16 protein-coding genes and 2 tRNA genes are annotated in these 13,428 nt (G+C 42.4%); 2 read left to right on the forward strand and 16 right to left on the reverse strand.

All coding sequences use genetic code 11. The annotated features are described in order from the left end of the window. Nucleotides 1-40: 40 nt before the first annotated feature. The 3 genes from BET01_RS00005 to BET01_RS00015 all read right to left on the reverse strand — a co-directional run bounded on the left by BET01_RS00005 (nucleotide 41) and on the right by BET01_RS00015 (nucleotide 725). Nucleotides 41-129: transfer RNA gene (locus tag BET01_RS00005), tRNA-Ser, on the reverse strand. Nucleotides 130-173: 44 nt separating this feature from the next. Then, a tRNA-Ser gene (locus BET01_RS00010) sits at nucleotides 174-259 on the reverse strand. A gap of 199 nt (nucleotides 260-458) precedes the next feature. Continuing rightward, nucleotides 459-725 carry a hypothetical protein gene (locus tag BET01_RS00015; protein WP_120194723.1) on the reverse strand — a complete coding sequence of 89 codons (267 nt, stop codon included), beginning with the start codon at nucleotides 723-725 and terminating at the stop codon, nucleotides 459-461. A 217-nt stretch (nucleotides 726-942) separates the two neighbouring features. On the opposite strand from BET01_RS00015, the gene BET01_RS00020 reads away from it, so the two are divergent. Next, nucleotides 943-1,269 (forward strand): helix-turn-helix domain-containing protein, encoded by a 327-nt coding sequence (locus BET01_RS00020; RefSeq protein WP_120194724.1) that lies wholly within the window; start codon nucleotides 943-945, stop codon nucleotides 1,267-1,269. Between the two features lie 27 nt (nucleotides 1,270-1,296). Here the strand turns inward: BET01_RS00020 and ispD are convergent, their stop codons facing one another. From ispD to BET01_RS00060, 8 genes are all read right to left on the reverse strand, one after another. Continuing rightward, a complete protein-coding gene (gene ispD, locus BET01_RS00025; RefSeq protein WP_120194725.1) occupies nucleotides 1,297-2,004 on the reverse strand; it encodes a 2-C-methyl-D-erythritol 4-phosphate cytidylyltransferase in 708 nt (235 codons plus the stop codon). A 7-nt stretch (nucleotides 2,005-2,011) separates the two neighbouring features. Then, nucleotides 2,012-3,049 (reverse strand): tRNA (adenosine(37)-N6)-threonylcarbamoyltransferase complex transferase subunit TsaD, encoded by a 1,038-nt coding sequence (gene tsaD, locus BET01_RS00030; RefSeq protein WP_120195301.1) that lies wholly within the window; start codon nucleotides 3,047-3,049, stop codon nucleotides 2,012-2,014. A 10-nt stretch (nucleotides 3,050-3,059) separates the two neighbouring features. Further along, nucleotides 3,060-3,971, reverse strand: coding sequence for a ribonuclease Z (locus BET01_RS00035; RefSeq protein WP_120194726.1), 912 nt, complete (start codon nucleotides 3,969-3,971; stop codon nucleotides 3,060-3,062). 88 nt (nucleotides 3,972-4,059) lie between these two features. Next, the gene (locus tag BET01_RS00040) at nucleotides 4,060-4,302 is read right to left on the reverse strand and encodes a hypothetical protein (protein ID WP_120194727.1); all 243 of its coding nucleotides are present in this window, start codon (nucleotides 4,300-4,302) and stop codon (nucleotides 4,060-4,062) included. Between the two features lie 199 nt (nucleotides 4,303-4,501). Then, nucleotides 4,502-4,942, reverse strand: a complete 441-nt coding sequence (rimI, locus tag BET01_RS00045) for a ribosomal protein S18-alanine N-acetyltransferase (RefSeq protein ID WP_243117077.1) — start codon at nucleotides 4,940-4,942, stop codon at nucleotides 4,502-4,504. Continuing rightward, nucleotides 4,926-5,645 (reverse strand): tRNA (adenosine(37)-N6)-threonylcarbamoyltransferase complex dimerization subunit type 1 TsaB, encoded by a 720-nt coding sequence (gene tsaB / locus BET01_RS00050; RefSeq protein ID WP_120194728.1) that lies wholly within the window; start codon nucleotides 5,643-5,645, stop codon nucleotides 4,926-4,928. Before tsaB ends, rimI begins: the two co-directional genes overlap by 17 nt. Further along, nucleotides 5,646-6,071, reverse strand: a complete 426-nt coding sequence (tsaE, locus tag BET01_RS00055) for a tRNA (adenosine(37)-N6)-threonylcarbamoyltransferase complex ATPase subunit type 1 TsaE (protein WP_120194729.1) — start codon at nucleotides 6,069-6,071, stop codon at nucleotides 5,646-5,648. 48 nt (nucleotides 6,072-6,119) lie between these two features. Continuing rightward, the gene (locus BET01_RS00060) at nucleotides 6,120-8,261 is read right to left on the reverse strand and encodes a Tex family protein (RefSeq protein WP_120194730.1); all 2,142 of its coding nucleotides are present in this window, start codon (nucleotides 8,259-8,261) and stop codon (nucleotides 6,120-6,122) included. Nucleotides 8,262-8,430: 169 nt separating this feature from the next. On the opposite strand from BET01_RS00060, the gene BET01_RS00065 reads away from it, so the two are divergent. Continuing rightward, nucleotides 8,431-8,823, forward strand: a complete 393-nt coding sequence (locus BET01_RS00065; protein WP_120194731.1) for a sodium:solute symporter — start codon at nucleotides 8,431-8,433, stop codon at nucleotides 8,821-8,823. Between the two features lie 2 nt (nucleotides 8,824-8,825). On the opposite strand, the gene BET01_RS00070 is transcribed toward BET01_RS00065, so the two are convergent. From BET01_RS00070 to prfB, 5 genes are all read right to left on the reverse strand, one after another. Beyond that, nucleotides 8,826-9,173 carry a DUF2752 domain-containing protein gene (locus BET01_RS00070; protein WP_120194732.1) on the reverse strand — a complete coding sequence of 116 codons (348 nt, stop codon included), beginning with the start codon at nucleotides 9,171-9,173 and terminating at the stop codon, nucleotides 8,826-8,828. A gap of 12 nt (nucleotides 9,174-9,185) precedes the next feature. Further along, nucleotides 9,186-10,394 (reverse strand): aspartate kinase, encoded by a 1,209-nt coding sequence (locus BET01_RS00075; RefSeq protein ID WP_120194733.1) that lies wholly within the window; start codon nucleotides 10,392-10,394, stop codon nucleotides 9,186-9,188. Nucleotides 10,395-10,413: 19 nt separating this feature from the next. Further along, entirely contained in the window at nucleotides 10,414-11,628 is a 1,215-nt protein-coding gene (locus tag BET01_RS00080) for a homoserine dehydrogenase (RefSeq protein ID WP_120194734.1), read from the reverse strand. A gap of 6 nt (nucleotides 11,629-11,634) precedes the next feature. Further along, a complete protein-coding gene (locus tag BET01_RS00085) occupies nucleotides 11,635-12,078 on the reverse strand; it encodes an ACT domain-containing protein (RefSeq protein ID WP_120194735.1) in 444 nt (147 codons plus the stop codon). 137 nt (nucleotides 12,079-12,215) lie between these two features. Further along, nucleotides 12,216-13,350, reverse strand: a protein-coding gene (prfB, locus tag BET01_RS00090) for a peptide chain release factor 2 (protein WP_120194736.1) whose coding sequence is annotated in 2 segments (ribosomal slippage) — nucleotides 12,216-13,274 and nucleotides 13,276-13,350 — 1,134 coding nt in all. Because the reading frame shifts where the segments join, the coding sequence is not laid out codon by codon here. Nucleotides 13,351-13,428 lie beyond the last annotated feature (78 nt).

The following is a 13,428-nucleotide window of genomic DNA, read 5'->3' on the forward strand; positions in this document are numbered from 1 at the left end:
TTCGCATCGTCTCAGGAATCTTGTCCTGATTCGTTGCTGACGCAGAAGGAGGGATTTGAACCCTCGCGCCGCTATTAACGGCCTACTCCCTTTCCAGGGGAGCCCCTTCAGCCGCTTGGGTACTTCTGCAATTAGCTGATTACTTATATATTATAACGGCTAAAACCTGCCAACGGAGAGGGTGGGATTCGAACCCACGCGCCCTTGCGGACAAACGGTTTTCAAGACCGCCTCGTTATGACCACTTCGATACCTCTCCAAATGCGCTTTTACATTCTAATAGATGTTTGTACTTTTGTCAAGTACTTTTTTCTATTTTTTCCAAATATCTTGGGGACTAAATGTTTCTGTCTTACTTTTGTTTTGTTGTCTCTATCAGATGCAACTTGGATAGTTTATCACTGATTCTGAGTTCTGTCAACATTTATTTACATATTTTTCAAATTATTTTAAAACCCTTATAAACACTCCAAAATCCGTTGTTTCGCTTCCTCTGCTGTCTTGAATTTATCATCACTTCCTACCATATAGTAAGCTGCATCTTGCCACTCCTCTACTGGATAATCAGAAGCCGGTATTTGGGTCACAGCTAAACGAAATCGCTCCCTATAAATAAAACCACGCAAGTCCGATAAGTACATGCAACCGGATTCCGCAGCAATCCTCTCCAAAAGACCAGCTATATCATCTTGGTCGTTTTTCTCCCTATTGTTCCCAGTCCTCATCTACCGTACCCTCTCCCCTTCTTTTCATCTGATGCAGCAGATGATAATATCGTATGGCCACGTAATAAGGTTATCGCAATTTTCTACATGGTTTTACATTAAATACTTTATATAGCTAATAATATTGTAACGAATGCAACATGTCAAGTGATGGATTGCATTAATTACTACACATATTTCATTCAATGCAATACTATGGAATTAGGAGGAGTTGCTTATGTATATCGATTTCAATTTTTCAAAACGCCTCTCGGAGCTAAGAGCTCAAAAGGGCGTGTCCGCACGCGATATGAGCCTTTCTTTGGGACAGAACCCCACATATATTCATAAAATAGAAAACGAAATCGCTCTTCCATCCATGATGGGGTTTTTCTATATATGCGAATATCTAGATATTGAGCCTTCCGATTTTTTCTCTCGAAATATCAGTAGTCCTTTGAAATTAAAAGGCCTGATGGACGATGCCCAGCATTTAAACAGGGAGCAACTAGAACATCTACATCTACTAGTAAAGGATCTTTTAAAATCAGGAGGAAAAAAATAAAAGGAAGCTGCACCTACAGCATTCCTTTTATTCATTCCCATAGATTCTGTTTAACAACACTTTGGCTATTTCCATATCCTCTGGAGTTGTTACCTTTATGTTGGCGTAATCGCCTGGTATTAATTTTACTTTTTCCTGGGTCATGGTTTCTACTACCATGGCGTCATCGGTTATTCCTGTTTGATAAGATTCCGACGATAGAAGTCTTTCATAGGCCTTCCATACCAATTGATATTCAAAGGCCTGTGGGGTCTGAATCAACCAGAGACTATTTCTATCTGGTGTTATAGCTGCATAACCTCTGTCATCAGAGACTTTAATGGTATCCTTTACCGGCATTCCCACTACACAGGCTTTATAGGTTCTGGCGCCTGCCAGCGCTTCCTCAATAACCTTAGTGGTAATACAAGGCCTTGCTCCATCGTGGATTAATACAGATTCGCAGTCCACAATAGACTTTAGACCTTCATATACAGAATGATACCGTTCTTTTCCACCTTCAATAATCGTTCTTACCTTTGTAAAACCGTACGCATCTACAATATCCTTTTGACAGTAATCTACTTCTCCAGGTCCAGTTACTAAGATGATATCGTCTATGGGACTGGATTCAAAGGCTTTTAATGCAAAATAGAGCATGGGTTTTCCTTTAAGCTCTAGATACTGCTTATGAATCTGACTTCCCATACGTGAGCCTTTTCCTGCTGCCAGTATAATAGCGGCTGTTCTTCCCATGGTCTTATTACCTCTCGCCAAGCTTTAAGTTTGGTATTGCGTTAAGATCCAAGCCAGCCCTAGCGCCATTGATATATTCATAATAGGCGGCAGCGCCTATCATAGCTGCATTGTCTGTACAGTAGATAGGGGATGGGTAGTAAAAGGTAAAACCAGCTTTGTTACAGGCCTTTTTCATCTCTTCTCTTAGAGCAGAGTTAGAAGCCACGCCACCTGCTATGGCAATCTTTTGAAAGCCGTGTTCTTTGGCTGCTTCTATGGTATGGCTTACCAGTACGTCTACCACAGCATTTTGAAACGAAGCTGTCAGATCGGGAACGTGTATTTCCTCTCCCATCATATTCGCGTGATTGATATGATTTAATACGGCTGATTTTAATCCGCTGAAGCTGAAATCATAAATGTTTCCATCAACTTTTGCTCTTGGAAACTTAATGGCATTTGGATTTCCTTCTTTTGCGGCCTTGTCAATCTTTGGACCACCTGGATAACCAAGACCAACGGCTCTTGCTACCTTATCAAAGGCTTCGCCTGCCGCATCGTCTCTAGTACGTCCCAGAATTTCAAATTCACCGTAATCCTTTACAATAACAAGATGGGTATGACCTCCAGAAACAATTAAACAGAGAAACGGAGGCAAAAGATCCGGATGCTCTATAAAATTGGCTGATATATGTCCTTCAATATGATGAACTCCTACGAGAGGTTTTTTCGCTCCATAAGCCAGGGCTTTTGCTTCGGCGACACCTACAAGGAGGGCTCCTACCAAACCTGGACCATAGGTAACCCCTATGGCATCCATATCCTTAAGACTCATTCCTGCTTCAAGAAGGGCTGCTTCTATCACCTGATTGATCTTTTCTATGTGCTTTCTGGAGGCAATCTCCGGCACAACTCCACCGTATAACGTATGCAGGGCAATTTGGGAAGAAATAACATTAGAAAGAACCTCTCTGCCATTCTTAACTACGGCTGCAGCCGTCTCGTCGCAGGAGCTTTCAATTGCTAGTATATATACATCTTCCTCTGTATGATTTTTCTTCATTTCCATTCCCTCATTCCTCATCAAATTCCAGTTCAGCGGTCCAGGCATCCTTTGCCGCTTTGGCTCTTGGAAAGATCTCCCGGACTTTGTCCATAAATTCCTCTGGTCTTGTTAGAGAGGGACTGTAATGAGTCAACCACATCTGCTTTGGCTGAGCTTCCTTTGCCAGTTTAGCAGCCTCGTAGAATGTCATGTGTTTATATTCTCTGGCTTTTGCTTCCTTTCCATCCTCTCCATACATACCTTCACAGATAAAAAGATCCGCCTCCTTTGCATATTCCGCAATCACAGGAACCGGCCTTGTATCCGTGCAGTAGGTCACTTTAAGTCCACGTCTCTTCGGTCCTAAGACCATCTCAGGAGTTAAAACTCTCTCTCCGTCAGCAATGGTATCCCCCTTTTGAAGACGGTTCCAGAATTTTTGAGGAATTCCAGCATCCTTGGCTCGGTTCACATCGAAACGGCCTGTCCTTGGTATGGAAATAGAGTATCCGTAGCAGACAACATTGTGACTTACACGGTAAGCATCAATCACGTATGGAGCAATCTCTATCTGCTCCCGATTTTCTGACAATTCTATAAATTTCAGTTCAAACGGTAGCTCCGGCGCAATGGTACGCAGTGCTCCCACCACCCGCTCCAAGCCTTTTGGCCCGATGAGGGTAACAGGTTCTGTCCGTTCGGCATTTCCCATGGTTAAAAGAAGTCCGGGAAGTCCGCTGATATGATCGGCATGGTAATGGGTAAAACAGATGATATCAATTGGCTTAGGGCTCCAGCCTTTTTCCTTTAGTGCAATCTGGGTCCCTTCTCCACAGTCAATTAAGAGATTGCTGCCATCACACCTTGCCATCATGGATGTCAACCACCGATATGGCAGAGGCATCATGCCTCCAGTTCCCAGTAAACATATATCCAACATAAAGTATCCTCGCTTTTGCTTCAATCAATAAATGGCGGTTCAAAAACCGCCTCACAAAATCATATCACAAAGCGAAGGCAATTAGCAACTATAAATATTCCAGCTGTTCTTCTATTTCTACTGGCAGTTTAAATTCCATGGTAATCGTATCGTAACAATTTTCACATAAATCAAAATGATGGATCTCCCCATCTTTCTCTGAAAAGAAGTCCCAGGAATGATTGATACTGATTACTCCTTCTCTGGCAACGCCTTCTGACACAATAATCTTTTTGCCACAACAGTTGCAAACAACCGTTTCAAGCTGACCGCCGTTTTTGTACTTTCTCATTTTACTCTCACCTTTCCTTTAACCGCCCATGCTTTTTCATTTTGGGCATAATGGTATGCCTGCAAGGCGTTCCTTTATCACACGCTCCAGGTCTGCCCTTATTTATCACCGCTTAATCGGAAGGTTGAAAAAAGGGCATCCAAACTGGATACCCCTACATTATAAACGGTGTTTTCCCTTATTTTTAGTGGTAAATGTTTCATGTCAGGCGAAGCCACATGACCACTGCATCCTCTTGTGGATTCCGGTAGTAATTTTTCCGGATGCTTGTCTCCTTAAAATCATAGGATCTATAAAGGTTTCTAGCTTTTTCGTTGCTGTTACGGACTTCCAAAAACAGGGATTCTACGGAATTGTTTTTGGAATATTCCACCAACTGGTCCATAAGTTTCTTAGCTAGGCCCCTACCCCTACATTCCGGGCGCAGAGCGATTCGAAGCAGTTCACCTTCAAAAGCAATCACACGTAAAACCAGATATCCCATTACCATATCATCTTGTAAGAGAACGAGCCAGGTATCAAAGCGACTGTTTTTCCCGTCTTTTATGGTGTCGTAAGACCAAGGATCGGAAAATGCAATGCCTTCTATTTCAGAGATTGGTAAAATATCTTCCTCCATCATTTCACGAATTATGAACATTACCTTTTGCCTCCTGCTCCTCTCGTTCCCGTTCCGCCTGAGGCTTTCTTAAATAGTCAGGAGCATGTTCTGCTGCCGTAACTAGTTTGCCTTCTTCATAATAAAGACTACCAAGAGCTGCTACGGAAGCCGCTCTTTGTCTGTTTACGTGGGCCGGGGCAAAGGAAAATGGAACGGTCATGGATTCTTCTATCTGTTTTTTGTATACAGGAACTCCATCTCCTAGGAAAATCACCGTGTCTCCCATTTGATTTAATTCCAAAATGAGATCGTTGATGTCCATAGCACAGGCTTCCTTACGGATGGAAAATCCATCTTTGTTTTCATAGATTCCAGTATACACCTGATCTCTTCTGGCATCCATGATGGGGCAGACAATTGCAGCACAGCCATATAAATTATAGGCCATGGCATCTACGGTTGGTATTGATATCATAGGCTTATCAAGGGCGAGACCTAAGCCCTTTCCCGTTGCGGAGCCGATTCGAAGTCCGGTAAAGGAACCAGGGCCTGCTGAAACGGCTATGGCGTCAATGGTTTCCAGTTCAAAGCCTGTCATCGTCACGATCTCATCAAGCATGGGAAGAAGGGTCTGGGAATGGGTCTTTTTAAAGTTAACGGTATATTCTGCAGTCAACACCTGGTCGGTGACAATGGCTACAGAAGCAACCAACGACGAACTTTCGATTCCAAGTATGTTCATTTAAATTCCCTCCACGGTTATTTTTCTATAATCAAACCCTTTTTCCAAATCTTTTTCAATGGTGACCGAGATTATGGATTCGGGAAGAATCTCCGTAATTAGCTCTGACCATTCGATCAGACTTACTCCCTCTCCATAAAAACAGTCTTCATAACCGATCTCATCCATCTCGCTTACATCACCAATCCGATACACATCAAAATGATAAAATGGAAGGCGTCCATCATCGTATTGCTGAACGATTGTAAAGGTAGGACTGTTTACCGCTTCTTTAATTCCAAGACCAGAGGCAAACCCCTGGGTGAAAACAGTTTTTCCTACTCCAAGATCTCCATTTAAACAATATACCGCAGAAGGTGCCGCCTGTTCTCCAAGCTTTTTCCCAAGTGAAAATGTGTCTTCTGGTTTCCAGCTTTCTATTACCATAATCTATATCCTCTTTCGCCTCTTTGGAGGCATTTTCTTAATTAACATTTATAATTTCATGGTCAAAGCAATTCGTTTCTTCTCTGTTTCCACGCTTATAACCTTTACCTCAACGATATCTCCCACGCTTACTGCTTCTAAAGGATGCTTGATAAATTTATCAGACATCTGAGAAATATGGACAAGACCGTCTTGGTGAACTCCTATATCTACAAACGCTCCAAAATCAATCACGTTTCTTACGGTTCCTTTTAAAACCATACCAGGCTTTAAATCCTTCATATCCATGACATCAGTACGTAAAATAGGCTTTGGCATCTCATCTCTTGGATCTCTGGCTGGCTTTTCTAATTCCTTTACAATATCTCTTAAGGTAATTTCACCGATTTGAAGCTCTTCCGACAGGGTCTTGTAATCCACGATCTTCTTACTCAATCCATTCAAACCACCACTGGTAAGTTGCTTTGGTTCAAATCCAAGCTTTACAAGCAGTTTTTTTGCTGCCTCATAGGACTCGGGGTGAACACTGGTTCCGTCCAGAGGATTTTTACCACCTTGAATTCTCATAAAGCCAGCACATTGTTCATATGCTTTAGGCCCAAGCTTTGGAATCTTAAGAAGTTGGCTTCTGCTTAAGAATGCTCCGTTCTCTTCCCGGTAAGCTACTATGTTCTTTGCTATGGGTTTTGAGATACCTGAGATGTATTCTAATAGAGAAGCTGAGGCTGTATTTAAATCCACTCCAACTTTATTGACGCAATTTTCTACTACGCCTTGAAGGGCTTCACTTAAATTCTTTTGATTCATATCATGCTGGTATTGGCCCACTCCAATGGACTTAGGATCAATCTTTACCAGCTCGGCGAGAGGATCTTGAAGCCTTCTTGCAATGGACGCTGCACTTCTTTGTCCCACATCATAGTTTGGAAATTCCTCTGTAGCAAGTTTGCTGGCAGAGTATACGGAAGCGCCTGCTTCATTTACAATGATATACTGGACTGGTTCCTTTAACTCCTTTAACAGCTCTACAATGATGGCTTCTGATTCTCTAGAAGCGGTTCCATTGCCTACGGAGATCAAAGAGATGTTATACTTTTTAATCATCTTTTTTACAATTGCTTTTGCCTCTTCTACCTTATTTTGAGGTGCAGTTGGATAAATGACCACCGTATCAAGAACCTTTCCTGTCTCATCTACAACTGCCAGCTTACAGCCGGTTCTAAATGCAGGATCCCAGCCAAGTACAACTCGTCCCACAATGGGAGGCTGCATGAGAAGCTGTTCCAGGTTTTTTCCAAATACCTTGATGGCTCCTTCTTCGGCTTTCTCTGTTAACTCACTTCTTACTTCCCGTTCAATGGCAGGAGAAATAAGGCGGTCGTAGCTGTCTTCTACTACTTCCTGAAGAATTGGTGCAGTATGAGGATTATCCCTTACAATCACCTGTTTTTCTAAATACCTGAGAATCTGCTCCTCGGGAGCTGCTGTCTTTACCGTAAGAAGTTTTTCCTTTTCTCCCCGGTTAATGGCAAGGATTCTGTGTCCGGCTGATTTTTTAATGGGTTCTTCATAATTATAATACATCTCATAAACAGAAGAAGCCTCCTCATCTTTTGCTACGGACTGCAGACTGCCCTGGCCTAAAGTGGCATTTCTGATATAGGTTCGGTACTCTGCATTGTCAGAGACTCGTTCCGCCAAAATGTCCTTTGCTCCATTAACAGCATCTTCCCATGACAAAACTCCCTTTTCTTCGGATATGTATTTTGTAGCTTCTTCGGAAAGAGACGTGTTGGTCATCTGGAGTGAGATCACATCTGCCAAAGGCTCTAATCCCTTTTCCTTTGCAATGGTAGCTCTGGTTCTTCTCTTTTGCTTATAAGGACGGTATAAATCTTCTACAGCTACCAAAGTCTTAGCAACCGCAATCTTTTGTTCCAGCTCTGGTGTCAGTTTTTCCTGATCTCTAATAGAAGAAATTACCTGTTCCTTACGATCTTCCAGATTTCTTAAATAACGGAGACGCTCGTCTAAATTTCTGAGTACCTCATCGTCTAAGGAACCGGTGGCTTCTTTCCGGTATCTTGCAATAAACGGTATGGTATTTCCTTCATCAATTAGCTTAACTGCTGCCTCTGCCTGACTCCTTGAAATAGCAAGTTCTTCTTGTAACGCTTTGATTATATCCATGTTGTTCCCCTTGTTTCTTAGATAGTACTTTCAATTTAATTATTATAATTCATCAGACTTTGGTTTGCAAGACCCGACTGGACATGCAAGCCTTTTCGTGTTACAATCATACAATGCGAGAGAACGCACTCCTTGCTTACGAAAACACGCAAATGAGGTACAAACACAAATGGATGATAACAATAATAATCTCGGAAAAGTGCCTAAGCTTCCTCCGTCAGGATCCTTTTTTAGCTATTGGTCTGTTTTTCTTGGAGGTCTTGGACTGGTGAGCGACTGCCTTCCTTTATTCAGTATCTGGGGTCTTCCCGCAGGGCTGTTCTTTGGACTGGGCGGTATCGCATGTGCAGTACTTTCCAGACACGGAAAACCATTTACGCAGCAGGCTCAGCTTGGCCTGATTCTGTCTATTATTTCTTTTGTCTGCGGGTTGCTTATGTCTTTATTCATTATCTTCGTCTACGATACCATGGATACGGACACCGCTCTTGGACATTATTTCAGGGAAGCAATTGAATCCACCACTAAGGTGCTGTTGCCAACCCAGGATATAGGAAAATAATATTACTTGAAAGCAGGAAGAAGATCCACTCCTTGAAATACCAGCATGTAATTCTTAAAGAACCAGTTGACCACCACAATGGCGGCACCTGCAAGAATAAAGATTCGAACTCTTTTTTTATGATCGACGGAACGGCTACTTCGTTTATAGGCTGCCCGAAGTATGATCTCTAACAAAATAACAAAAACGGTATAAGGGACCAGCGGATGATACTGAACACTCATCCGCAGGTCCCCTTTTATTAAGGACAGGACTGCCCTTGTTCCACCGCACCCCGGACAGTAAAGCCCCGTGAGCGTGTGGAACATGCAGGACAATCCAGATCTGTATAGATTCATTAACCAATTCATTTAATCACCTGTCTAATCAGCCAGATCAAAGGCATCATGAACCGTTCTCATGGAACGCTCCACATCTGCTTCATCTATCAAAACTGTAATCCGAATCTCGGAAGTTGCAATCATCTTAATATTGACATTGGCACTTGAAAGAGCTTCAAACATTTTAGCAGCTACTCCAGGATTGCTTGACATTCCGGCACCAATGATAGAAATTTTAGCTACGCCTTCTTCACTGGTCACATCCTGAGCTGTAATTGTGGTGCTATTTTCTCTTAACAAATCCATGGCTTCTTTTAAATCAGTCTTTGCCACGGTAAAGGAGATGTCTTTTCTCTCCTCCCGTCCGATGGACTGAATGATAATGTCTACGTTAATGTTATGCTTTGCCAGAAGATTGAAAATCTTAAACGCGATTCCCGGCATGTTATTGACGCCAATGACCGATATACGAGCGACATTCTTATCTGCGGCTACACCACTTACCAGCATTCTCTCCAATTTAGCTTCCTCCTTGACCACCGTACCTTCTTCTCTTGTGAGACTTGACCGGACTACCAACTGTACTCCATACCGCTTCGCCATCTCCACAGAACGGTTATGCAAAACCTTGGCTCCTAAAGAGGCAAATTCCAACATCTCGTCATAGGAAACCTCCAAAAGCTTTCTGGCATTTTTTACAATTCTAGGATCTGCTGTGTATACACCATCCACATCCGTATAAATCTCACAGGAGTCTGCGTGAAGAGCTGCAGCCAGAGCGACTGCGGTTGTATCGGAACCGCCTCGTCCAAGAGTTGTTATGTCATCGTATTTATTAATTCCCTGAAAGCCGGTAATGACTACAATCTTTCTGGAATCTAACTCATGTCGTATTCTCTCTGTATCGATTCGCTTTAATTTGGCTGTGCCGTAAGCTGAGGTGGTATGCATGGCTACCTGAGCGGCATTTAAGGAAACAGCGGGAACGGAAAGTTCATGGAAGGCCATGGACATAAGTGCTACACTGATCTGCTCTCCGGTTGCTAAAAGCATATCCAGCTCTCTCTTTGGAGGATTTGGATTGATCTCAAGGGCTTTTGCGATGAGACCGTCTGTTGTTTTCCCCATGGCAGATAACACTACCACTACTTGATTGCCTTTTTCATAATCCTCAATACAACGTTTTGCTACATTAAAAATTCTTTCCTTGTCTGCGACGGAGCTGCCGCCGAATTTCTTAACTACTAACATTGTTGCCTCCTGGCGAAAATTAAAATTCTGCGCGGATGCGCTGTCTTATTCCTGACAGCTGTTTCGCTCGATTGTCGTATTCTTTTTCTGTCATAGAATCTGTTACGACAGCAAATTCATCCATATGGTCAAGTTCTATGGCTTCCACGTTTCCAAATACTTCTTCTACTTCCTTTAAGCGCTTTGCCGCAATTCCCTTAATGCGGACAAAATACCGAAAGGACATGGTTTCCATAGAAGTGATAGGTAAGTTTTCTTCATCCCAGCCAAGCTCTACATGCTGACCGTCATTCTTAAGCGCTTCTATGATGTCTGCGATTACAGCACTGGCTGTTGGAAGCTTTCCGGCTCCGCTACCATAGAACATGGAAGTTCCAAGCATATTTCCTTTTACCAGGATTCCGTTATATACATCACTAACAGAATACAGTGGGTGTTCCATTCCAATCATGACCGGAGCCACAAATGCATGAGCAGCCCCCTTTTCCAGACGGCTTGATCCTAAGAGTTTAATGGAAGTCCTAAGGCTGTCCGCGTAAACAAAATCTACTTCTGTGATATTTGTTATCCCTTCTGTATAAATATGCTCGTAATTCACTTCGTGTCCCGTGGCCATAGCAGTAAGAATGGCAATTTTTCTGCAGGTATCATGTCCTTCTACATCTGCTTCTGGGTTGCGTTCCGCATAACCCAGGTCCTGAGCCTCTCTTAAGGCTGACTCAAAGGTCTCTCCGCCTTTATCCATCTTTGTCAGTATGTAGTTGGTGGTGCCGTTTAAGATTCCGGTGATTTCTTCAATCTCCTCTCCTGCTAAACAGGTATAAAGAGGACGAATGACAGGAATACCGCCGCCTACGCTTGCTTCAAACAGGAAGTTTACGTTGTGCTCCTTTGCGATCTTAATCAGTTCCGTACCATAAGCTGCTACCAATGCTTTATTGGAGGTTGCTACGTGCTTCCCTGCCTCCAGGCTGGCTTTCACAAAAGCATATGCAGGTTTTAATCCACCCATTGTTTCTATTACCATGGAAACTTCCGGATCGTTTACAATGGTGGAAAAATCATGAACAATTTTGTCTTCCACTGGCGTACCTGGAAATTCTCTTAAATCTAATATATATTTTACAAAAACAGGTTCGCCTAATTTTTTAGCAATGATCTCTTTATTACGATCTAAAATCTCGACGACACCAGAACCGATAGTACCATAGCCCATGACTGCAACATTTTTCATATTTCTCTACTCCCTGGCTAATATTTTTACGTAATGAACCCCATGCTTCTCTTCCATATCTTCTACCATACTTGAAACATTACCTGTGGTTTCTAATACTTCCACACTCAAGGTCATGGTGGCTACGCCATTGACCGGAATACTTTGATGAATGGTCAGAATATTGGCACGGTACACCGCTACTATATGAAGAATATCAGACAGCAGACCAGGTTCGTCATCCATCTGCATCACAAGTGTAATGGTTTTCCCTTTTGTGTTGTCGTAAAACGGAAAGATATCATCCTTATACTTATAAAAAGAGCTGCGGCTGATACCGACCCGGTCAGTCGCCTCCTGAACGGTAATGACACGCTCCGATTCCAACAGTTTTTTTGCCTCAACTACTTTTAGCAATACTTCAGGCACAGCTTTCTGCTTTACCACAAAATATTTACTCTTTTCTTCCATAAAAAAATATCTTCCCTTCTGTGTCCGCAACAGAAAAACATCTGTGCTCATAGGGAAGATATTATCATATTTGTGATTGGTATGCAACTATTTTTCTATTTATTTTCTTCGTTTCTTGTAAAAATACGTAGAAAATCCTATTCTGCCTGGTCCTCGTTCATCTTAGATCCGGTGCTTATCCAGCGAAGATAAGCGTACATAAACTGGTCCAAAGAACCGTCTAATACACTATTTACATTGCCAGTTTCCGCATTGGTTCTATGGTCTTTGACCATGGTATAAGGCTGTAATACATAGGAACGAATCTGATTGCCCCAGCCGATGTCTGTCACATCTCCACGAATGCCGGAAAGTTTCTCTGCATTCTCTTGCTGTTTTAATAAATAAAGCTTAGCCTTTAACATCTTCATAGCCTTATCTTTATTTTGGAACTGGGAACGTTCATTTTGACACTGCACCACGATTCCAGATGGAAGGTGGGTAATACGGATTGCAGAAGAAGTCTTATTAATATGCTGACCACCAGCTCCACTGGAACGGTAGGTATCAATTCGTAATTCGTCGTCATTGATCTCCACATCAAGGTCCTCTTCAATGTCGGGCATAACATCGCAAGATACAAAGGATGTCTGACGCTTACCTGCCGCATTAAAAGGTGAGATTCTCACCAGACGGTGAACTCCCTTTTCTGATTTTAGATAGCCGTAGGCATTGATGCCGTTTACCTGTATGGTAACAGACTTAATGCCTGCCTCATCTCCATCAAGATAATCAAGGACTTCAATGCTAAATCCCTTTTTCTCAGACCAACGGCAAAACATACGGTAAAGTATGCTGCACCAGTCACAAGATTCCGTTCCACCAGCTCCTGCATTCAGTTTTAAAATGGCATTATGGTCGTCGTATTCTCCGGATAAAAGGGTGCTTATGCGCATGGCTTCCAGCTTTTCCTTAAACTCGTTTAACATCTCTTCCACTTCTGTCACTAATGATGGATCATTTTCTTCATTTCCCATCTCTATCATAACGCCAATATCTTCGTATTGCATTTCTAAATCCTTATAGCTTTGTACTGTATCTTTTAAGTTCTTCGCAAGCTGAACGATCTTTGTGGATTTCTCCGGATCTCCCCAGAAGTCAATTTCCTCCATGGATTTGTTCAACTCGTCGATTCTCTTTAACTTATTATCTAAGTCAAAGTGAATCCCTCACTTCCACTAATGGTTTTTTAAACGTTGATAATTCATATTTGTATTGATCTAACTCTACCACTGTGTCACCCACTCTCTGTTATTATTATTTATAAATACAAAATTGGGGTTCGCCCCAAAAAAGGTGCGAACTCCAATT

The sequence above is a fragment of the Lacrimispora algidixylanolytica genome (genome assembly GCF_003609635.1).
Taxonomy (GTDB): Bacteria; Bacillota; Clostridia; order Lachnospirales; family Lachnospiraceae; genus Lacrimispora; species Lacrimispora algidixylanolytica.